Origin of the sequence: Pseudomonas entomophila L48, assembly GCF_000026105.1 — a bacterium.
Lineage (GTDB): Bacteria > Pseudomonadota > Gammaproteobacteria > Pseudomonadales > Pseudomonadaceae > Aquipseudomonas > Aquipseudomonas entomophila.
In genome coordinates this window covers 2134544-2156746 of record NC_008027.1, presented here as the reverse complement: position 1 = coordinate 2156746, position 22203 = coordinate 2134544, and the positions used below count along the sequence as shown (strand labels likewise).

General features: G+C 66.6%; 11 protein-coding genes. 8 read left to right on the top strand and 3 right to left on the bottom strand.

Annotated features, from left to right (window positions below):
* Positions 1–198: 198 nt before the first annotated feature.
* From ppnN to PSEEN_RS09525, 8 genes are all read left to right on the top strand, one after another.
* Positions 199–1572 (top strand): nucleotide 5'-monophosphate nucleosidase PpnN, encoded by a 1374-nt coding sequence (gene ppnN / locus PSEEN_RS09560; RefSeq protein WP_011533289.1) that lies wholly within the window; start codon positions 199–201, stop codon positions 1570–1572.
* Positions 1573–2010: 438 nt separating this feature from the next.
* The gene (glgA, locus tag PSEEN_RS09555) at positions 2011–3570 is read left to right on the top strand and encodes a glycogen synthase GlgA (RefSeq protein WP_011533288.1); all 1560 of its coding nucleotides are present in this window, start codon (positions 2011–2013) and stop codon (positions 3568–3570) included.
* 15 nt (positions 3571–3585) lie between these two features.
* Positions 3586–5328, top strand: coding sequence for a malto-oligosyltrehalose trehalohydrolase (gene treZ, locus PSEEN_RS09550; RefSeq protein WP_011533287.1), 1743 nt, complete (start codon positions 3586–3588; stop codon positions 5326–5328).
* Entirely contained in the window at positions 5325–7394 is a 2070-nt protein-coding gene (gene malQ, locus PSEEN_RS09545; RefSeq protein ID WP_011533286.1) for a 4-alpha-glucanotransferase, read from the top strand. The genes treZ and malQ overlap by 4 nt, the downstream gene beginning before the upstream one ends.
* A complete protein-coding gene (locus tag PSEEN_RS09540; protein ID WP_011533285.1) occupies positions 7391–10165 on the top strand; it encodes a malto-oligosyltrehalose synthase in 2775 nt (924 codons plus the stop codon). The genes malQ and PSEEN_RS09540 overlap by 4 nt, the downstream gene beginning before the upstream one ends.
* Before the next feature lie 17 nt (positions 10166–10182).
* Positions 10183–10425: a DUF2934 domain-containing protein gene (locus PSEEN_RS09535; RefSeq protein ID WP_044487935.1), complete on the top strand. Its 243-nt coding sequence runs from the start codon at positions 10183–10185 to the stop codon at positions 10423–10425.
* A gap of 117 nt (positions 10426–10542) precedes the next feature.
* Entirely contained in the window at positions 10543–12696 is a 2154-nt protein-coding gene (glgX, locus tag PSEEN_RS09530; RefSeq protein ID WP_011533283.1) for a glycogen debranching protein GlgX, read from the top strand.
* 461 nt (positions 12697–13157) lie between these two features.
* Positions 13158–14234: an autotransporter domain-containing protein gene (locus PSEEN_RS09525; RefSeq protein WP_011533282.1), complete on the top strand. Its 1077-nt coding sequence runs from the start codon at positions 13158–13160 to the stop codon at positions 14232–14234.
* Positions 14235–14318: 84 nt separating this feature from the next.
* On the opposite strand, the gene glgB is transcribed toward PSEEN_RS09525, so the two are convergent.
* From glgB to PSEEN_RS09510, 3 genes are all read right to left on the bottom strand, one after another.
* Positions 14319–16529 (bottom strand): 1,4-alpha-glucan branching protein GlgB, encoded by a 2211-nt coding sequence (glgB, locus tag PSEEN_RS09520; RefSeq protein WP_044487934.1) that lies wholly within the window; start codon positions 16527–16529, stop codon positions 14319–14321.
* A 61-nt stretch (positions 16530–16590) separates the two neighbouring features.
* Positions 16591–19956: a maltose alpha-D-glucosyltransferase gene (treS, locus tag PSEEN_RS09515; protein ID WP_011533280.1), complete on the bottom strand. Its 3366-nt coding sequence runs from the start codon at positions 19954–19956 to the stop codon at positions 16591–16593.
* Between the two features lie 130 nt (positions 19957–20086).
* Positions 20087–22105, bottom strand: a complete 2019-nt coding sequence (locus PSEEN_RS09510; RefSeq protein WP_011533279.1) for an alpha-1,4-glucan--maltose-1-phosphate maltosyltransferase — start codon at positions 22103–22105, stop codon at positions 20087–20089.
* Positions 22106–22203: the final 98 nt, after the last annotated feature.

The following is a 22203-nucleotide window of genomic DNA, read 5'->3' as shown; positions in this document are numbered from 1 at the left end:
CGATGCGGGTTAACACGGTGCATGGCACCCGCCTTGCGGGTGATCGCGGCTGAAGCCGCTCCTACAGGGGGCGCACCGTGGGTTATGGAGGGGCTGCATCCAGCGAACCGGATTTTCACCCACCCCCTCGTTGCCACGCACATTTGCTTGTATGGTGTTGTCCAAGAAGGATGTTTTACCCGCACAGGAAAGACTTACATGCCCCAACGCAATGTCATCAACGCCTCCGTCAGCCCCAAGGGCAGCCTGGAGACGCTGTCGCAACGTGAAGTCCAGCAACTGAGCGAAGTCGGTACCGGCAGCCTCTACACCCTGTTCCGCCAGTGCGCCCTGGCCATCCTCAACACCGGCGCCCATGTCGACAACGCCAAGACCATCCTCGAGGCCTACAAGGACTTCGAGGTGCGTATCCACCAACAAGACCGCGGCGTGCGCCTTGAGCTGCTCAACGCGCCGGCCGATGCCTTCGTCGATGGCGAGATGATCGCCAGCACCCGGGAAATGCTGTTCAGCGCCCTGCGCGACATCGTCTACACCGAAAGCGAGCTGGCCAGCCAGCGCATCGACCTGGAAAGCTCCCAGGGCCTCACCGACTATGTCTTCCACCTGCTGCGCAACGCCCGCACCCTGCGCCCGGGCGTGGAACCGAAGATGGTGGTGTGCTGGGGCGGCCACTCGATCAGCAGCGAGGAATACCAGTACACCAAGAAGGTCGGCCACGAACTGGGCCTGCGCAAGCTGGATGTCTGCACCGGTTGCGGCCCGGGCGTGATGAAAGGCCCGATGAAGGGCGCCACCATCGCCCACGCCAAGCAGCGCATGCACGGCAGCCGCTACCTCGGCTTGACCGAGCCGGGCATCATCGCCGCCGAGGCACCCAACCCGATCGTCAACGAGCTGGTGATCCTGCCGGACATCGAGAAGCGCCTGGAGGCCTTCGTCCGTGTCGGCCACGGCATCATCATCTTCCCCGGCGGCGCCGGCACCGCCGAGGAGTTCCTCTACCTGCTCGGCATTCTCATGCACCCGGACAACCAGGACCTGCCGTTCCCGGTCGTCCTCACCGGCCCACGCAGCGCCGAACCGTTCCTGCAGCAACTGCACGCCTTCGTCGGCGCCACCCTGGGCGAAGCCGCCCAGCGCCACTACCAGATCATCATCGACGACCCGGCCGAAGTGGCCCGGCAGATGGTCGAGGGGCTCAAGGAGGTCAAGCAGTTCCGCCGCGAGCGCAACGATGCCTTCCACTTCAACTGGCTGCTGAAGATTGCCGAAGGCTTCCAGCATCCATTCGACCCAACCCACGAGAACATGGCCGCGCTGGCCCTGCGCCGCGACCTGCCGCCCCACGAGCTGGCGGCCAACCTGCGCCGGGCGTTCTCTGGCATCGTCGCCGGCAACGTCAAGGACAAGGGCATCCGCCTGATCGAAGAACACGGCCCCTACCAGATCCGCGGCGACGCGGCGATCCTCGACCCGCTGGGGCGCCTGCTGCAGGCGTTCGTCGACCAGCACCGGATGAAGCTGCCAGGCGGCGCGGCCTATGTGCCGTGCTACCAGGTCGTGACCTGAGACACCCCGGGGCCGCATCGCGGCCCCTCCTCCCTTTCGCCCTCCGCGCCATCGGTCACCTGCCGTGACATCTCGCCAACGTTTGCGCAAAAAAACACCGCAATAAAAATGACCAGCGGGTCACTTTAATGCCCGTTCGTCTCCTACACTCCAGTTTCGGCCCGCGAATTGCTCGGAAAAAGTGACGTAAAAAAGTCGAACTTTCCGAAATACGGGCAGGTCAGGAACTAAGTAGGCCAACGCAAAGGGACTTCCTCACGCCAGGCCAACCCACCCCAGCCAGTCCACGCGCCTTTCGGCCGGAATGCCGCACGTGCCGCGCCTGCGCGCACAGCTTTGGGGCAAGGATCGCACTACGAAGATGCAGTGACCAACACCAGAGAGAACCAGAACGAGCCAACGCCACGCACCTGAAATGCACATGGGACGGAGAGAAGTATGATCAGTGCCGCTGTCGAACCTCACGTAGACGCATTCAACCCGGACAACCGCGAACCGCTCACCCCGGATTTCGCCACGACAGCCAAGGCACCCGGCGCCCAGCGCCAGCACAACCCGAACAAGCGCAAGATCCTGTTCGTCACCTCGGAGATTGCCGACCTGGTCAAGACCGGCGGCCTGGGCGACGTGTCCGCGGCCCTGCCCCGGGCCCTGGCGCACCTGCATGACGTGCGCGTACTGATCCCCGGCTACCGCCAGGTGGTCGAAAGCGACAACCCCATCCATATCGTCGGTGAACTGGGCGGCCATGCCGCGCTGCCACCGTGCAAGATCGGGCGCATGGACCTGGCCGACGGCCTGGTGATCTACGTGCTGATCTGCCCCGAGCTGTACCAGCGCGACGGCACCCCCTACGGCGCCAACAATGGCCGCGACTGGCCGGACAACCATATCCGCTTCGCCCGCCTGGGCCTGGCCGCGGCCGAAATCGCCGCCGGCGAAGGCATGGCCCACTGGCGCCCGGACCTGGTGCACGCCCATGACTGGCCGGCCGGCCTGGCCCCGGCCTACATGCACTGGCGCGGGCTGAGCACGCCGACCCTGTTCACCATCCACAACCTCGCCTACCAAGGCGTGTACAGCCGCGGCTGCAGCCCGGAACTGGCGATCCCAGACCACGCCATGCAGCAGGAAGGCATGGAGTTCTACGGCAAGCTGTCGTTCCTCAAGGCGGGGCTGGCCTACTCCAGCCACATCACCACGGTCAGCGCCACCTACGCCCGCGAGATCACCACGCCCGAGTTCGGCTGCGGGCTGGACGGTTTCCTCGCCAGCAAGGCCCAGCAAGGCCTGCTCGGCGGCATCCCCAACGGCATCGACGAGAGCTGGGACTCGGCCACCGACCAGCACCTGCACCACAACTTCAGCATCAACGACTGGGCCGGCAAGGCGCGCAACGCCCAGCAGGTGCGCGAGCTGTTCGCGCTGGAACCGTCCGAGGGGCCGCTGTTCGCGGTGGTGTCGCGACTGGTCTACCAGAAAGGGCTGGACCTGACCCTGGGCGTGGCCGACTACATCGTCGAGCAAGGCGGCCAGCTGGCGATCATTGGCCGGGGCGAGCCGGAAGAAGAACAGGCCATGCGCGAACTCGCCCTGCGTCACCCGGGCCGCATCGGCGTGCGCATCGGTTTCAACGAAACCGACGCCCGGCGCATGTTCGCCGGCTCCGACTTCCTGCTGATGCCCTCGCGCTACGAGCCCTGCGGCCTGAGCCAGATGTACGCCCAGCGCTTCGGCTCGCTGCCGGTGGCACGCAACACCGGCGGGCTGGCCGACACCATCGAGAACGGCGTGACCGGTTTCCTGTTCGACGACTCCACCGTCGACAGCTACCGCGAAGCCCTGGGCCGCGCCTTCTATGTGTACGGCAAGAAGCACCTGCTCAACGCCATGCGCTGCCTGTCGATGACCCAGCCGTTCAACTGGTGCCAGGCAGTGGAACCCTACGCCCGTTTGTACGAGGACCTGGTCAAGCAGGCGCATTTGGCCCACTACTGAGACAGGGAGCGCACGATGCACAGGCATGGCGCACAGTTGCTGGACGCCACGTCGGCGCGCTTCGCCCTCTGGGCACCGGATGCGCGCAGCGTGAGCGTGGAAATCGGGCAGCGACCGCCCGTCGAGCTGCTGGCCGAGGGCGATGGCTGGTACAGCGTGGTCACCGCCTGCCAGGCGGGCGATCGTTATCACTTTCAGATCGACGATGAACTGCAGGTGGCCGACCCGGCCTCGCGCTACCAGCCCGAAGGCGTACAGGGCCCAAGCGCGCTGGTGGACCTGAGCGGCTACGCCTGGCAACACCCATGGCAGGGCCGGCCCTGGCATGAAGCCGTGATCCAGGAGCTGCACGTCGGCCTGCTCGGCGGTTACCCCGGTGTCGCCGAGGTAGTGCCACGCCTGGCCGCGCTCGGCATCAGCGCCATCGAGCTGATGCCCCTGGGGCAGTTCCCAGGCGAGCGCAACTGGGGCTATGACGGCGTGCTGCCCTTCGCGCCTCAGCACAGCTACGGCACGCCGCTGGAATTCTGCGCGCTGGTCGACGCTGCCCATGGCCACGGCCTGATGGTGCTGGTGGACGTGGTCTACAACCACTTCGGGCCCGACGGCAACTACCTGCACCGCTATGCCAGCCCGTTCTTTCGCGATGACCGGCAGACGCCCTGGGGCGCGGCCATCGACTTTCGCAAGCCCGAAGTGCGCGAGTACTTCATCCAGAACGCGCTGATGTGGCTGTGCGATTACCGCTGCGACGGGCTGCGCCTGGACGCCGTGCACGCCATCGACCAGCCGGATTTCCTGGTCGAGCTGGCACAGCGGGTGCGCGCTGCCGTCGAGCCGGGGCGCCAGGTCTGGCTGGTGCTGGAAAACGAACACAACCAGGCCTCGCTGCTGCAGCAAGGCTTCGACGCCCAGTGGAACGATGACGGCCACAATGCCCTGCACGTGCTGCTGACCGGCGAAACCGAAGGCTACTACGCCGACTACGCGAAACGCCCCATCGAGCAACTGGCCCGCTGCCTCGCCGAAGGCTTCGCGTTCCAGGGCCAGCCCGATCGCCATGGCGTGCCCCGGGGCGAGCCCAGCGGGCACCTGGCGCCCACTGCGTTCGTGCTGTTCCTGCAGAACCATGACCAGGTCGGTAATCGCGCCCTGGGCGAACGCCTGACCCGCCTGTGCCCGCCGCAGGCCTTGCGCGCCGCCACCGCGCTGTTGTTGCTGACGCCGATGATCCCGCTGCTGTTCATGGGCGATGAAGACGGCAGCCGCGAGCCGTTCCTGTTCTTTACCGACTTCCATGACGAACTGGCCGATGCCGTGCGCGAAGGCCGGCGCGGCGAGTTCGCCCATTTCAGCGCCTTCACCGACCCGCGGCAGCGCGAGCGAATCCCCGACCCCAATGCCGAAACCACCTTCGACATCTCCAGGCTGCACCACAAGGAGGTGCTGGCCGGCTGGCATGGCCTGTATCAGCAACTGCTCGACCTGCGCAGGCGCCACATCATCCCGCACCTGCCCGGCACCCGCGCCCTGGGCACCGACGTGCTGGGCGACAAGGCATTGACCGCCCGCTGGCGACTGGGCGATGGCCACGTGCTGCGCATCGACCTCAACCTCGACACGCAACCGCAGCCGGTGCAACTGCCGCCCCTGGCGCAGCGCCTGTACGACAGCAGCGACAACGCCCACCCCGACTCGACGCTGGCCGCGCACAGTTGCGTGGTCAGCCTGCTGCCCCCCGACCAGGAGATGCCATGAGCGAACAGCCCCTCCATCGCCTGGCTGCCCAGATGGGCCTGGCCCGCGACTGGGTCGATGCCAACAACCGCCCGCAGCAGGTCAGCGATGACGTGTTGCGCCAGGTCTTGCAAGGCCTCGGGCACCCGGCCCATGACCGCGCGGCCATCGACGCCAGCCTGCTTGCGGTCGCGCAGGCGCAGGACAGCGAGCACTTGCCACCTTTGATCACCGTCGACAGTGGCCAGCCACTCGACCTGCAACGCTACTTCAGTGCCGGCAGCACGGTGCGCTGCACCCTGGAAGACGGCAGCCAGCAAACGCTGCAACTGGACGCCCAGGCCCGCCTGCCGGGCGAACTGCCGCTGGGTTACCACCAACTGGACATCGACGGCCGAAGCTTCACCGTGGCGGTGGCGCCCCTGCGCTGCCATGCCCTGCAAGACCGCGTGGAGCAAACACCGCCCCGCTGCTGGGGCCTGGCGGTGCAGTTGTACAGCCTGCGTCGCCCCGGCGATGGCGGCTACGGCGACTGCCTGGCCCTGGAGCAATTGGCGCGCAACGCCGCCGAGCGCGGCGCCGAAGCCTTGGCGATCAGCCCGATCCACGCGTTGTCGGTGATCGACCAGCAGCACTACAGCCCCTACTCGCCCTCCAGCCGCCTGCTGCTCAACACCCTGTACGCCAGCCCCGCCGCCCTGCTGGGCGAGCGTGCCGTACGCATGGCGATCGAAGCCTGCGGCCTGGAGCAGACACTCGAAGACCTGGAGCAGCGCCCGCTGGTCGACTGGCCACGGGCCGCCGATGCCCGCCTGCGCTTGCTCGAAGCCCTCTACCAGGACTTCAGCCAGGGCAATCATCCACTGCGCGAAGATTTCGACCGGTTCCGCGCCAGTGGCGGTGAAAAGCTCGAGCACCACTGCCGCTTCGAGGTGCTGCAGGCCCATGCCATGGAACACGGCCTGGGGTCCGACTGGCGCACCTGGCCAGCGGCCTGGCACGACCCCTACCACCCGGAAGTCGAGGCCTTTGCCCATGCCTACCCCGCCCGCGTGGAGTTCCATGCCTTCTGCCAGTGGCTGACCGAACGCAGCCTGCAACGGGCCCAGGACGCCGCGCGCGGCAATGGCATGGCCATCGGCCTGATCGCCGACCTGGCGGTGGGCGCCGACGGTGCCGGCAGCCAGGCCTGGAGCCGCCAGGATGAGCTGCTGGCCGACCTCAAGGTCGGCGCGCCCCCGGACATCCTCAACCGCGCCGGGCAGGACTGGGGCATCTGCGCCTTCTCGCCCGAAGGCCTCAAGCGCAACGGCTACCGCGCCTTCATCGAGATGCTGCGGGCCAACCTGGCCCATGCCGGCGGCCTGCGCATCGACCATGTGATGGGCCTGCGCCGGCTGTGGCTGGTGCCCCGTGGCGCCAAGCCCAGCGAGGGCGCCTACCTGGAGTACCCGCTGGACGACCTGCTGCGCCTGCTGGCCCTGGAGTCGGTACGCCACCAGGCAATCATCCTCGGTGAAGACCTTGGCACCGTCCCCGAAGGCCTGCGTGAACGCCTGGCCGACAAGGCCGTGCTGGGCATGCGCGTGCTGCCCTTCGAGCAGGCCGCGCCCGGGCATTTCACACCGATCCTCGACTGGCCCGACAACGCCCTGGCCACCACCGGCACCCATGACCTTGCGCCCCTGGCCGGCTGGCTGGCGGGCCGCGATATCGACTGGAGCCACCGCCTGAAGCTGATCGAGGCCGCCGCAGAACTGCACTGGCGGCATGCGCGGGCACTGGAGCGCGACGGCCTGCGCCGCACCCTGGAGCAGAACTACGGCCCCCTGGCGGACGACGGCGCACTGATCGACGCCGCGATACGCTACGTCGGCCATACCCGCGCCCCGCTGGTGCTGGTGCCCCTGGAAGACCTGCTGGGCTGCGACGAACAACCCAACCTGCCCGGCACCACCGAGGGCCACCCCAACTGGCGACGACGCTTCAGGACGCCGGTGCGCGACCTGCTCGACGACGAGGACGCCGCCCGCCGCCTGGAGCTGCTGGCACAGGCCCGCGAGCAGGCCTGGGAGCGTGATCGATGAGGCCATTGACCGCGACCCTGCGCCTGCAACTGCACAGCGACTTCACCCTCGATGACGCCGTGCCGCTGGTGCCCTATTTCGCCCGGCTCGGCATCAGCCATGTCTACGCCTCGCCGATCCTCACCGCCCGCGCAGGCTCACGCCACGGCTATGACGTGGTCGATCCGACCCGGGTCAACCCCGAGCTGGGGGGCGAGGCGGCGCTGGAGCGCCTGGTGGCCGCCCTGCGCCAGCATGGCATGGGGCTGATCCTCGACACCGTGTCCAACCACATGGCCGTGGGCGGTGCAGACAACCCTTGGTGGCAGAGCCTGCTGGCCTGGGGGCGGCGCAGCCCATACGCGACGTTCTTCGATATCCAGTGGCACTCCAGCGACCCGCTGCTGGCCGGGCAATTGCTGTTGCCCTTCCTCGGCAGCGACTACGGCGTGGCCTTGCGCGACGGTGAAATCCCGCTGACGTTCGACGCGGATCAAGGCCTGTTCGAGGTCGCCCACCATCAACACCGGTTCCCGATCTGCCCGTTGGACTACGGGCGCATCCTCGGCCAGGCCGAGGACCCTCGCCTGCACGCCCTGGCCCAACGTTTCAGCGCCCTGCACGAAGCCGCCGAGCCGCTGGCCGACGCCCCGCCCCTGCACCGCGAACTGGCGCGCCTGGCCGCTGCCGGAGTGCAACTCGAGGGTGCCCTCGCCGCCTTCGACAGCCGCGACGCGGCGGGCTTCAAGCGCCTGCACCTGCTGCTCGAGCGCCAGGTCTACCGCCTGGCCAGCTGGCGCACCGCCGCCGACGACATCAACTGGCGACGCTTCTTCGACATCAACGAACTGGGTGGCCTGCGGGTGGAGCGCCCGGAAGTGTTCGAAGCGACCCACGCCAAGTTGTTCGCGCTGATCGAGCGGGGGCTGGTGGATGGCCTGCGTATCGACCATATCGACGGCCTTGCCGACCCACGTCGCTACTGCCGCAACCTGCGACGGCGCGTCGAGCGGTTGCTGGCCAACCGGCCCATGCCGGCCGCCGTCGAGCATTTCCCGATCTACGTGGAGAAGATTCTCGGCCCGGACGAACACCTGCACCGTGACTGGCTCACCGATGGCACCACCGGCTACGAGTTCATGAACCAAGTGTCCTTGCTGCAGCACGATCCCGCTGGCGAGGCCCCCTTGAGCGAGCTGTGGCGCGATGTCAGCGAGCGCCCCGATTTCCCTGACGAAGTGCGCGAGGCCCGCCACCTGGTGCTCAACGCCAGCCTTGCCGGCGACTGCGAGTCGGTGGCCCAGGCCCTGCTGCAGGTGGCCCGCGACGACCTGATGACCCGCGACCTCACCCTGGGGGCCATCCGTCGCGCACTGCAAGCACTGGTCGAGCACTATCCGGTGTACCGCACCTACATCCATGCCGGTGGCCGGCCAACCGAGGACGAAGCGTGCTTCCAGCAGGCGCTGGCCGGTGCGCGATCATCACTGGGTGAAGCCGACTGGCCGTTGCTCGATCACCTTGAGCAATGGCTGGGCGGCCAGCCCTGGCGCCAGCTACCCCCCGGCCAACCACGCAAGCACCTGCGCCACGCCTGCGTGCGCTTTCAGCAGTTGACCGCGCCCAGCGCCGCCAAGGCGGTGGAGGACACCGCGTTCTATCGCTCCGGCCGCTTGTTGTCGCGCAACGATGTCGGTTTCGACGCCGAACGCTTCAGCGCCGATCCCGCCTGGTTCCACAACGAGGCACAACGCCGCCTGCGCGACTTCCCCGACAACCTGCTGGCCACCGCCACCCACGACCACAAGCGTGGCGAAGACTGCCGCGCCCGCCTGGCGCTGCTCAGCGAGCGCGGGCCCTGGCTGGCCAGCCGTTTCGAGCATTGGCGCGAGCTGGCAACGCCCCTGCGCGCCGTGCTGGACGATGGCGTCGCGCCCAGCCCGGGCGATGAGCTGATGCTGTACCAGACCCTGCTCGGCAGTTGGCCACTGGACCTTGACCTGCACGATGCCGTGGCCCTGCGCGCCTATGCCGAACGCATTCGCCAGTGGCAATGCAAGGCGCTGCGCGAAGCCAAGTTGCGCAGTAGCTGGGCGGCGCCCAACGAAGCCTATGAACAGGCCTGTGCTGGCTATGTCGACGGCCTGTTGCTGGACGACGAGAACCAGCAACTGCGCCAGTCCCTGCACGACGCCGCGCGCCGTCTCGATTGCCCCGGCGCCCTCAATGGCCTGGCCCAGTGTCTGTTGCGCATGACCACGCCCGGCGTGCCCGACCTGTACCAGGGCAACGAGTTCTGGGACCTGTCGTTGGTCGACCCGGACAACCGCCGCCCGGTGGACTACGCTGCACGGCGGGCCAGCCTGGACGACAGCGCACCAGCGGCCGAACTGCTCGCCCACTGGCGCGACGGCCGCATCAAGCAGGCATTGATCGCACGGGTGCTGGATTGCCGCCAGGCCCACCCCGAGCTGTTCCAGCGTGGCGCCTACCTGCCGCTCACCGTGCGCGGGCGTCACGCTGACAAGGTGCTCGCCTTCGCCCGCCTGGGCGAAGGCGAACGCGCCGTCATCGTCGTACCGAGGCTGGCCAGCGCCCTGCTGGGCAACACCTCGACCCCATTGATCCCGGCACAGAACTGGGACGATACCCGGCTGACCTTGCCGTTCGCCTTGTCGCCTGCCAACTGTTCGGGACTTTTCGCCGGTGCCGCGGTCACCCCTTCAAGGGAGCTGTTGTTGAGCACCGTACTGGCGGAGTTTCCGGTCAATGTGTTGATTGATCATGCCTAACTGCATTCAGGAGTGTCGTGATGAGTGTCGATGAAAAACGTATTCGCGAATTCGCCTATCAGATCTGGGAGTCGGAGGGTAAGCCGGCCGGCCAGGAGGACCGCCATTGGGACATGGCGCGCAAGCTCGCCGAGGCCGAGTCGTTGGCGCCTAAAGCCGCGCCGCGCAAGAAGGTGGCCGCCAAACCGAAGGTAGTGCCGGCGGAGAAACCCGCTGCCGTCAAGAAGCCTCGGGCAGTGAAGAAGCCAACGGCGGGCTGACACGTCTTCAGCGCCTGTACCGGCCTCTTCGCGGGACAAGCCCGCTCCTACCCGATGATCGCGTCACCGCCATCGTGGGAGCGGGCTTGCCCCTTCACCCGGACCATGAGGACCGCCATGAGCCCCCGCGCCCCGAAGAAAACCCGTTCCGTCGCCCCGTCGCGCATCCGCGAAGGCCTGCCGTTTCCGCTCGGCGCCACCTGGGATGGCCTGGGGGTCAACTTCGCCCTGTTCTCGGCCAACGCCAGCAAGGTCGAACTGTGCCTGTTCGACTCGACCGGCGAGCACGAGCTCGAGCGCATCGAGCTGCCCGAGTACACCGACGAGATCTACCACGGCTACCTGCCGGACGCCCACCCCGGCCTGGTCTACGGCTACCGCGTGCACGGCCCGTACGACCCGGCCAACGGCCATCGCTTCAACCCCAACAAGCTGCTGATCGACCCCTACGCCAAGCAGCTGGTGGGCACGCTGAAATGGTCCGAGGCGCTGTTCGGCTACACCATCGGCCACCCCGACGGCGACCTGTCGTTCGACGAGCGCGACAGCGCGCCCTTCGTGCCCAAGTGCAAGGTCATCGACCCGGCCTTCACCTGGGGCCGCGACCAGCGCGTGCTGATCCCCTGGGAGCGCACGATCCTCTACGAGGCCCACACCCGCGGCATCAGCATGCGCCACCCCGCTGTACCGGAGGACTTGCGCGGCACCTTCGCCGGCCTTGCCAACGACGAACTGCTCGGGCACATCAAGGCCCTCGGCGTGTCGAGCATCGAGCTGCTGCCGATCCACGCCTTCGTCAACGACCAGCACCTACTGGACAAGGGCCTGAACAACTACTGGGGCTACAACAGCATCGCCTTCTTCGCCCCCCACCCCCGCTACCTGGCCAGCGGCAAGATCGCCGAGTTCAAGGAGATGGTCGCGCACCTTCACGACGCCGGGCTCGAGGTGATCCTCGACGTGGTCTACAACCACACCGCCGAAGGCAACGAGCGCGGCCCGACATTGTCGATGCGCGGCATCGACAACGCCTCGTACTACCGCCTGATGCCCGACGACAAGCGCTTCTACATCAACGATTCCGGCACCGGCAACACCCTCGACCTGAGCCACCCCTGCGTGCTGCAACTGGTCACCGACTCGCTGCGCTACTGGGCCGGCGAGATGCACGTGGATGGTTTCCGCTTCGACCTGGCGACCATCCTCGGGCGCTACCACGACGGCTACAGCGAGCGCCATGGCTTTCTCGTCGCCTGCCGCCAGGACCCGATGCTCAGCCAGGTCAAGCTGATCGCCGAACCCTGGGACTGCGGCCCCGGCGGTTACCAGGTGGGCAACTTCGCCCCCGGCTGGGCGGAGTGGAACGACCGCTTCCGCGACACCGTGCGCAGTTTCTGGAAGGGCGATGAAGGCATGCTCGCCGACTTCGCCTCGCGCATGACCGCCTCGGGCGACCTGTTCAACAACCGCGGCCGACGCCCCTACGCCTCGGTCAACTTCGTCACCGCCCATGACGGTTTCACCCTGCGCGACCTGGTTTCGTACAACGAGAAACACAACGAGGACAACGACGAGAACAACCAGGACGGCACCCACAACAACCTGTCGTGGAACTGCGGCGTGGAAGGCCCCACCGACGACCCGCAGGTCAACGCCCTGCGCATGCGCCAGATGCGCAACTTCTTCGCCACCCTTCTGCTGGCCCAGGGCACGCCGATGATCGTCGCCGGCGACGAGTTCAGCCGCACCCAGCACGGCAACAACAACGCCTACTGCCAGGACAGCGAGATCGGCTGGGTGAACTGGGACCTGGACCAGGACGGCAAGGACCTGCTGGCCTTCGTCAAGCGCCTGACCCGGCTGCGCCTGGCCTACCCGATCCTGCGCCGCTCGCGGTTCCTGGTCGGCGACTACAACGAGGCGATCGGCGTCAAGGACGTCACCTGGCTCGCCCCCGACGGCGAGGAGATGACTGTCGAGCAGTGGGAAGACCCGCACGGGCGCTGCCTGGGCATGCTGATGGACGGCCGCGCCCAGGTCAGCGGCATTGCCCGGCCCGGCGCCGAGGCGACGCTGCTGTTGATCGTCAATGCCTACCACGACGTGGTGCCGTTCACCCTGCCGACGGTGCCAGAAGGTGACTACTGGAGCTGCCTGGTGGACACCGACCGGCCGGAGATGCGCAAGCCGCAACACCTGCAGTTCGAGACGGTGTTCGAGGTCAAGGGGCGGTCGTTGCAGTTGATGGCGTTGCAGCGTGAGGAGGAATGAGGTGGTTTGTCCTGAATTGGACGTTGCGCTATTGCGCCAATTCGCCGGCAAGCCGGCTCCTACAGGTTCTGCGCGGTACCTGTAGGAGCCGGCTTGCCGGCGAACATTGGTCTCACCGCGAAGCCTCTGTAGCAACGATTCGGCATAGCGCGGCAACGGCAAATCACCATTATCGATATACCCACTTCAAAAACGCCGAAAATCAAACGGTTACATTGATAAACGAGCCTTTACCACCCCATTCACGATTTCTTGACGCAAGCCCCGTCCTCTCCTTAGCTGAACAGTAATCAGCAGACGTAAAAACTCGTGCCGGGCCTCTAGCTCGCGCCTTCGTGCGCGCCCTTCGAGGCTGGCGCGCTGGCTTGGGTCGCCCTGTTTTTGACGTACAGCTCGTGACGCAAGGCCTGCTCTGCGGTTGCCCCACGTGCTGTCCCTCAACCCTCAACAGGAGATCCGCCATGAAAAGCACCTCGAATCCCTCGCGTTTCGATGTCTTTTTCTACGCGGTTTCCACGTCGCTGCTTCTGGCAACCCCGGTGGAAACCTTCGCTTTCGAAGCGCAGGAAGGCGAGCCCTTCGCCCGCTTTCTGGAACAGCCCGAGGTGCCGCGACTATCCCTGGACCCGGTGAACGCCAGCGGTCTCAACCAGGGCTTGCTCAACGCCTTCTCCGAACGCATGGGCGAGCGCCACGGCCCGGCCACGCCGGATACGATCGCCAGCCAGTGGGCACAGTTCTTCCCCGGTGCCCCGCGCATCGGCGCCCAGGCGCCGGCGCAACTGGAAGCCCCCAGCCAGCAACTGATGATCGGCCCGGACCTGTTCGTGCGCGAGGCCAGCGACGGCAGCGTGCACCGCGCGGGGATCTTCATGGGGCACAACAACCTGCAAAGCAGCTTCAACGGCATGCGCCCCCTGCTGGGTGACAAGCAGCGCGACGCGGTGAACCTCAGCGGCGAGAGCCTGGGCGTGTACTGGAGCATGACCCACGAGCAGGGCTGGCACGTGGACGCGGTGGCCATGGGCACGCGCATCGACGTCAACGGCCGCTCCCAGGCCGGCGAGCGGGTCGACGACAGCGGCCATGCGATGACCTTCTCGGTGGAAGGCGGCTACCCCATCGGTTTGGGTGGCGGCTGGGTGATCGAACCCCAGGCGCAGTTGATCAACCAGCAGTTCTTCCCCGGTAGCCAGGCTCAGGAGGAAACCCTGCAGGCCTTCGACAGCCAGCCCACCTGGAGCGGCCGGGTCGGTGCCAAGCTGTCGGCGCGCTATGAAGTCAGCGGCATGCCCATCGAACCCTACGTGCGCACCAACGTCTGGCATGACTTCAGCAACACCGACACGGTGAAGCTGGACCAGGTGGACAAGATCTCCAGCGCGCGCAGCGCCACTACGGTGGAGTTGGGGTTGGGGCTGGTGGCGCGGGTGTCGCCGAATGTGGCGCTGTTCGTCAGTGCCGACTACAGCAGCGATGTGGATGACAATGACCTGAATGGGTTGATCGGCAGCCTGGGGATACGGATGCGCTGGTAGCGCGGTTCGCCGGCAAGGCCGGCTCCTACAGGGATCGCGCACGCCTGTAGGAGCCGGCTTGCCGGCGAACAGCGGTAGCCCGGCCTATGCCGGTTTCATCACCAACACCCCCAACGGCGGCAGGTTAAGTGCCAGCGATAACGGTTGCCCATGGCTGGCGACCTCATCGGCCGATACCGCCCCCAGATTGCCCACGTTCGACCCCGCATACAGCCCCGCATCACTGTTCAGCAATTCTTCCCAACGCTCCCCGAACGGCACACCGATCCGGTACCCCTCTCGCGGCACCGGGGTGAAGTTGGCCACCACCAGCAGCGGCTCGCCCTGGCTGCTCCAGCGCAACCAGGCATACACGCTGTTGTGCGCGTCGTCGCCGATCAGCCACTGGAACCCCTGGGGCTGGCAATCCTGCTCGTGCAGCGCCGGCAGTTCACGGTACAGCCGGTTGAGGTCGGTCACCAGCTTCTGCACGCCCTGGTGCTCGGAATATTGCAGCAGGTACCAGTCCAGTTGCTGGTCATGGTTCCACTCGCGCCATTGGCCGAACTCGCAGCCCATGAACAGCAACTTCTTGCCCGGGTGGGTCCACATGAAGGTCAGGTAGGCGCGCAGGTTGGCGAACTTCTGCCAGCGGTCACCGGGCATCTTGTCGATCAGCGAATGCTTGCCGTGCACCACCTCGTCGTGGGAGATGGGCAGGATGAAGTGCTCGGAGTACGCGTAGATCAGCCCGAAGCTCATCTCGTTGTGGTGGTAGGTGCGGTGGATCGGGTCGTTCTGGATGTAATGCAAGGTGTCGTGCATCCAGCCCATGTTCCACTTGTAGGCGAACCCCAGGCCGCCCTGCTGCACCGGCTGGCTGACGCCGGGCCAGGCGGTGGACTCCTCGGCGATGATCAGCGCGCCCGGCGCTTCATGGGCGGCCACGCTGTTGAGGTGGCGAATGAAGTCGATGGCTTCGAGGTTTTCGCGCCCGCCGTGACGGTTGGGCACCCATTCGCCGGCCTTGCGCGAATAGTCGCGGTAGAGCATCGAAGCCACCGCGTCCACGCGCAGGCCGTCGATGTGGAAGTGCTTGAGCCAGTGCAACGCCGAAGCCAGCATGAAGCCACGCACTTCGTTGCGCCCGAGGTTGTAGATCAGCGTGTTCCAGTCCTGATGGAAGCCTTCCAGCGGGTTGTCGTACTCGTACAGCGCGGTGCCGTCGAAACGCGCCAGGCCATGCTCGTCGGTGGGGAAATGCGCCGGCACCCAATCGAGGATCACACCGATACCGCCCTGGTGGCAGGCATCGACGAACGCGGCGAAGTCCTCGGCGCTGCCGTAGCGCGAGGTGGGCGCGAACAGCGACAGCGGCTGGTAGCCCCAGGAGCCGCCGAACGGGTGCTCCATGATCGGCATCAGCTCGATATGGGTGAAGCCCAGTTCCTGAACATAAGGCACAAGACGCTCAGCCAGTTCGCGCCAGTTGTAGAAGCGCGCGACCTCGCCGGCATCGTCCAGCTCGCAGCGCCAGGAGCCGGCATGCAGCTCGTAGATCGACAGCGGCGCGTTGTAGGCGTGGCGCTGGGCGCGCTGCGCCATCCAGCCGTGATCGCGCCAATCGTGGGCCAGTGCCCCGGCCACCTTCGACGCGGTGCTCGGCGGCAGCTCGGTGGCGCGGGCCAGGGGGTCGGCCTTGAGCGGCAGCACACCGTCCTTGCCGAGCACTTCGAACTTGTAGGTTTCTCCAACGCCGAGCCGAGGCACGAACAGCTCCCACACCCCGGCGCTGTGGCGCAGGCGCATGGGGTGGCGGCGGCCATCCCAGTTGTTGAAATCACCGACAACGGACACGCGCCGGGCATTGGGTGCCCACACCGAAAAACACACGCCGTCGATGCCGTCGACCTGGGTCGGCTGCGCGCCGAAACGCCCGGACAGGTCGCGGTGGTTGCCCTCGGAGAACAGGTACATGTCCATGTCGCCCAACTGCGGACCGAAGCTGTAGGGGTCCTCGGTGACCTGCTCGCCACCGGCCCAGACGATCTGCAACAGATACGGTTGCGTTTCGCCCAGGTGCGCGGTGAACAGCCCCGGCAGGCTGGCCTGCAGCATCTCGGTGAGCACGCGCCCGTCGTGGCGTGCCAGCACGCGCACACCCAGGGCGCTGGGCAGGAAGGCACGGATAATCTGGCCGCCCGCACCATCGGCGTGCGGGCCGAGCACGGCGAACGGGTCGGCGTGCTCGGCGCGGGCCAGGGCATCCAGGTCCCGTTGCCGAAGGCCGCCGTTGTCACGCGTGGTTGCATTCATCTCACTGCCCCTTTTCATAGGTTCTTAATAATGCCCCGCCCTGCCCTCTGTAGGAGCGGCTTCAGCCGCGATCACCCGCAGAGCGGGTGCCAGGCACCGCGCTGCCTTCATCGCGGCTGAAGCCGCTCCTACTCAACCCATGCAAGCCATGCAAAGGCACGGCCAACCAGCCCGGCCGGTTCTCGGCTTCATAGGTGATTTCGTAAGCGGCCTTCTCCAGGCAGAACAGTTCCAGTGCCGCGCGCGCCCCGTCCGCCTGCTGCCAGGCATGGGGCATGGCCGCGGTGGCCAGGCCATAGGCTTCGACGAAGGCATGGCGCGACTGGTGCAGGTACTGCCGGGCAACCCGCTGACGGGCCTGGCGCGCCGCGTCGGAAAGGTCGACCGCCGAGGCGCTGCGCAGGATCATCGCAGCAGCATAGTCGAAGGAGCGCAGCACGCCGCTGACATCCTTGTACGGGCTGTGCCGGGCGCGGCGCTGGTCCAGCGGGCGCGACGGCTCGCCCTCGAAATCGATCAGGTAGGCATCGCCCTGCACCACCAGCACCTGGCCCAGATGCAGGTCGCCATGCACGCGCATCAGCACACCGCCCTGGGCTTGCCGGGCGAGGTTGCCGATGTGCTGGGCGAGGCCTTCGCGTTGTTGCAGCAGTTCGTCGACCAGGGCCTGGCTGTCGCCGTCCAGCGCGGCGCGGTGCTCGGCCAGCAGGTCGAGGGCATGGTTGAGCTCGGCGTTGATCTGGCGGTTCCAGCGCTGGCTATCCTGCTCATCGCTTGCCCGTGGCTGGAAGGCCGGGTCCTCGGTCGGCGCGGCCAGCAACAGGTGCATCTCGCCCAGGCGCTGGCCGAGCAAGGCGGCGAAACCGGTGAGCTCGACCAAGGCATCGGTGTGCGCGTCCGCTTCGCCAGTGGCGGGTTCCATCTGGTCACGGATCGCCCGCTCCAGGGTGTTCTGGGTCCAACCCCAGGCGTCGCCCTGGTTGCTCAGGTAACCCTGGGCGATCATCAGCAGGTGCGGCTCGCCCGCCGCGTCCACGCGGCTGACCCAGGCCAGCAACGGCGAGATGTTGGCGAAGCCCGCAGCGGTGAGGTAGGCGCTCATTTCCAGCTCCGGGTGAATGCCCGGATTGACCCGGCGGATCAACTTGAGCACCAGGCTGCCGCCCACCACCACCGAACTGTTGGACTGCTCGGCGCTGAGGTAACGCACCTCGCTTTCGTCATCGATGCCCAGTGCGGCCAGTTGTGGCGTGCAGGTGAAATGCAGCTCGCCCAGGCCATCACCACAGGGCAGCCGGGTGTTGCCCTGGCAGGCCTGCAGCACCGCACGGACAAAGGGCTCCAGCACGAAGGCATCGGTGATCAGGCCCACCTGCCGACCGCGCCGTACCCGGGACAGCGCCAGCTGCTGGGGTGGCGCGGCACTGATCTGCTCCTCCGGCAGCAGGCCGAACGGCAGCTGGTAATGGCTGACCACGCCCTCGCTGTGCACCTCGAGCTCCGCGAGCAGCGTCGGCAATGTGGCCGTGGCGAAGCGCACGCCATAGTGCAAGCGCACCTGGTCGAGCGGCCCTTCCTTGCCGGCGAACCAGCGCCGCTTGGGCAGGTACTGCGGCAGGATCGCTTGCTCCAGGGTGTCGCGCGAAGGCGTTTCGAGCAGCTCCTCCAGACGCTTGCGCAACACCAGGGTGGTCAGTTCGGGCAACCCTTCACTGGGCTGGATATGCCAGCTGGGCATACGGTCGTGGGGCGCCAGCAGGAACCAGTAGAAGCCATAGGGCGGCAAGGTGAGCAGGAACGGCAACTGGCCGATGGGCGGGAAGGCACTGCCCCCGAGCATCTCCACCGGGACCTTGTCGGCGTACTGCGACAACTCCAGCTCCGCCGCCTGGGCGGTGCGCGAGACATTGGCCACGCACAGCACGATCTCGTTGTTGCCATTCGCGTCGGTGTATTCGCGCAGGTAGGCAAGGATGCGCCGGTTGCTCGGGCTGAGCATCTTCATGCTGCCCCGGCCAAAGGCCTGCTGCTGGCTGCGCACCGCCAGCAAGCGGCGGTTCCAGTTGAGCAGCGAGTGGGGATCGTGGGCCTGGGCCTCGACGTTGATGGTCTGGTAGCCGTACAGCGGGTCCATGATCGGCGGCAGCACCAGGCGCTGCGGGTCGGCCCGGGAGAACCCGCCGTTGCGGTCCGGCGACCACTGCATGGGGGTGCGCACGCCATCGCGGTCGCCCAGGTAGATGTTGTCGCCCATGCCCAGCTCGTCGCCGTAGTACAGGGTCGGGGTGCCGGGCATCGACAGCAGCAGGCTGGTGAGCAGTTCGATGCGCCGGCGGTCGCGCTGCAGCAGTGGCGCCAGGCGCCGGCGAATGCCGAGGTTGATGCGCGCGCGGCGGTCTTCGGCATAGTAGTTCCACAGGTAGTCGCGCTCGCGGTCGGTGACCATCTCCAGGGTCAGTTCATCGTGGTTGCGCAGGAAGATCGCCCACTGGCAGTTGGCCGGGATTTCCGGGGTCTGGCGCAGGATGTCGGTGATCGGGAAGCGGTCCTCCATGGCCAGGGCCATGTACATGCGCGGCATCAGCGGGAAATGGAAGGCCATGTGGCATTCGTCACCGTCGCCTTCGCCGAAGTACGGCCGGGTGTCCTCCGGCCACTGGTTGGCCTCGGCCAGCAACATGCGGTCGGGGTAGTTGGCGTCGATCTCGGCACGGATCGCCTTGAGCACCACGTGGGTCTCGGGAAGGTTCTCGTTGTTGGTGCCGTCACGCTCGATCAGGTAGGGAATGGCGTCCAGGCGCAGGCCGTCGACGCCGATGTCGAGCCAGAAACGCATCACGTCGATGACCGCCTTCATCACGTGCGGGTTGTCGAAGTTGAGGTCCGGCTGGTGCGAGTAGAAACGGTGCCAGAAGTACTGGCCGGCGACCGGGTCCCAGGTCCAGTTGGACTTCTCGGTGTCGAGGAAGATGATCCGCGTGCCGTCGTATTTCTGGTCGTCGTCGGACCACACGTAGAAGTCCCGGGCCTTGCTGCCGCGCTTGGCGTGGCGGGCCTTCTGGAACCAGGGGTGCTGGTCGGAGGTGTGGTTGATGACCAGTTCGGTGATCACCCGCAGGCCGCGCTTGTGGGCCTCGGCGATGAAGCGCTTGGCGTCGGCCATGCTGCCGTAGTCCGGGTGCACGGCCTTGTATTCGGCGATGTCGTAGCCGTCGTCGCGCCGGGGCGAAGGGTAGAACGGCAGCAGCCAGAGGGTGTTGACGCCCAGTTCGGCGATGTAGTCGAGCTTGCCGATCAGCCCTGCGAAATCGCCGATGCCGTCGTTGTTCGAGTCGAAGAACGATTTGACGTGCAACTGGTAGATCACCGCGTCCTTGTACCACAGCGGATCGTCGATGAAGGCTGCCGGGCGGGAACGCTTGGCCATGTGCGACTCCTTTCTGTTCGGGTTGCTGTATCGGGGCTGCCTTGCAGCCCATCGCCGGCAAGCCGGCGCCTACAGGTACCGCGCGCCCTTGTAGGAGCCGGCTTGCCGGCGATGGGCCGCAAAGCGGCCCCTATCGGGAACGTTCGATACGCCAGATGCCGAACGGCTGCTGCCAGGGCTCGATGCGCATCCACTGGGTCTTGCCGTGCCAGGTCCAGCGGTGGCCGCTCATCAGGTCCTCGCCCAGGGTGTCGGCGTTGTCGTCCAGCCCCAGCTCCCACAACGGCAGTTCGAAACTGGCCTCCTGGGCGTTGTAGGGGTCAAGGCTGATGGCGATCAGGATGACGTTGTCGCGCTCGGGGGTGCGCTTGGCGAAGTAGAGGATGTTGTCGTTCCAGCAGTTGAGAAACAGCACCCCCAAGTGCGTCTGCAGCGCGCGGTTCTGCCGGCGAATGCGATTGAGCTGGGCGATCTCGGCGACGATGTTGCCAGGCTGGTTGAAGTCGCGCGGGCGGATCTCGTACTTCTCCGAATCCAGGTACTCCTCCTTGCCTGGCAACGGTGTGCCCTCGCACAGCTCGAAGCCCGAATACATGCCCCACAACCCCGAGCCCAGGGTCGCCAGGGCGGCACGGATGAGAAAGCCCGGGCGGCCGGAGGTTTGCAGGAAGAAGGGGTTGATGTCCGGCGTGTTGACGAAGAAGTTCGGCCGGTAGCACTGGCTCCAGGGCGGCTGGTTCAGTTGCTCGAAGTATTCGCGCAGCTCCTGCTTGCTGTTGCGCCAGGTGAAGTAGGTGTAGCTCTGGGCGTAGCCGACCTTGCCCAGCCGCGCCATCATCGCCGGGCGGGTGAAGGCTTCGGCGAGGAAGATGACATCGGGGTACTGGCCACGCACATTGGCGATCAACCAGTGCCAGAACGGCAGCGGCTTGGTGTGCGGGTTGTCGACGCGGAACGTCCTGACCCCCTCCTCCACCCAGCCGACCACCACGTCACGCAGGGCCAGCCACAGCGACGGCACCGCCTCCGGTGCATAGAAGTCGACATTGACGATGTCCTGGTACTTCTTGGGCGGGTTCTCGGCATAGCGGATGGTGCCGTCGGGGCGCCAGCTGAACCAACCCGGGTGCTCGGTCAGCCAGGGGTGGTCCTGGGAGCACTGGATGGCGAAGTCCAGGGCGATCTCCAGGCCATGCTCGGCGGCTGCGGCCACCAGACGGCGGAAATCCTCGCGGCTGCCCAGCTGCGGGTGGATGGCGTCGTGGCCGCCCTCCGGGCTGCCAATGGCGTAGGGGCTGCCGGGGTCGCCAGGCTCGGCCTGGAGCGCATTGTTACGGCCCTTGCGGTGCTTCATGCCAATGGGGTGGATGGGCGGGAAGTACAGCACATCGAAACCCATGTCGCGGATCATCGGCAGGCGCTGGTGCACCGCGTCGAAGGTGCCGTGACGCTGCGGATCATCGGTGACCGAACGCGGGAACAGTTCATACCAACTGGCGAACAACGCTGCCTCGCGGTCGACATCCACCGGATACTCGGGACTGTGGGTCAGGTAGCTGCGGTGCTCAGCCTCACCCATCAGCCGCGCGGCGTCGGGATGCAGCAGCAGTGCCACCTGGTCGTCCACCGGCAGCTCGGGCAGGCGTTCGCACAATTGCCCGAGTTGCTCGCGCAAGGCACCGTCGCTGCGCTCGATGCCCTTGCCCAGCAACAAGCGGCCCTCCTCGAGCTCCAGCCGCACGTCCACGCCTGCGGCGTATTTCTTTTCCAGGTCGTGGCAATAGGTGGCGAAAGGGTCGATCCAGGCCTGGATACTGAACACATGCAGGCCCAGGTCCGTGGGCGTGAACGCGGCCAGCCACAGGTCGTTGCCCGGCGAGTGCATGGCCACGCAATGCCAGCGTCGGCTATGGGCCTGGCGCCAGTGCAGTGTCACCGCCAGGCGATCGTGGCCGTCGCTGTAGACCTTTGCACTGACCTCGACCTTCTGCCCGCGCACCGCCTTGGCCGCGAAGGCACCGGCATCGAGCACCGGGCTTGCGTCCTCGATCACGATGCGGGGCGCCAGCAACGCTTGCGACAGGCTGATGGCCTGGTCCGGGTGATCGTTGGCCATGGGCCCGCTTTCGAAGGGCTCGTTACCTGACATCGCACTCGCTCCGTTTGGCTGGTGGCGGTAAGGGTTCAGAGCCGTGCTGGCGCGCGGGGGTTCAAAAAAAATGAGCGAATGACGGTGGCCAGGGTCGA

Coding starts and splice junctions, on each gene's coding strand:
- glgA (WP_011533288.1), top strand. CDS start 2,011: ATGATCAGTGCCGCTGTCGAACCTCACGTAGACGCATTCAACCCGGAC.
- PSEEN_RS09510 (WP_011533279.1), bottom strand. CDS start 22,105: ATGTCAGGTAACGAGCCCTTCGAAAGCGGGCCCATGGCCAACGATCAC.
- treS (WP_011533280.1), bottom strand. CDS start 19,956: ATGGCCAAGCGTTCCCGCCCGGCAGCCTTCATCGACGATCCGCTGTGG.
- ppnN (WP_011533289.1), top strand. CDS start 199: ATGCCCCAACGCAATGTCATCAACGCCTCCGTCAGCCCCAAGGGCAGC.
- treZ (WP_011533287.1), top strand. CDS start 3,586: ATGCACAGGCATGGCGCACAGTTGCTGGACGCCACGTCGGCGCGCTTC.
- malQ (WP_011533286.1), top strand. CDS start 5,325: ATGAGCGAACAGCCCCTCCATCGCCTGGCTGCCCAGATGGGCCTGGCC.
- glgB (WP_044487934.1), bottom strand. CDS start 16,529: ATGAATGCAACCACGCGTGACAACGGCGGCCTTCGGCAACGGGACCTG.
- PSEEN_RS09540 (WP_011533285.1), top strand. CDS start 7,391: ATGAGGCCATTGACCGCGACCCTGCGCCTGCAACTGCACAGCGACTTC.
- glgX (WP_011533283.1), top strand. CDS start 10,543: ATGAGCCCCCGCGCCCCGAAGAAAACCCGTTCCGTCGCCCCGTCGCGC.
- PSEEN_RS09525 (WP_011533282.1), top strand. CDS start 13,158: ATGAAAAGCACCTCGAATCCCTCGCGTTTCGATGTCTTTTTCTACGCG.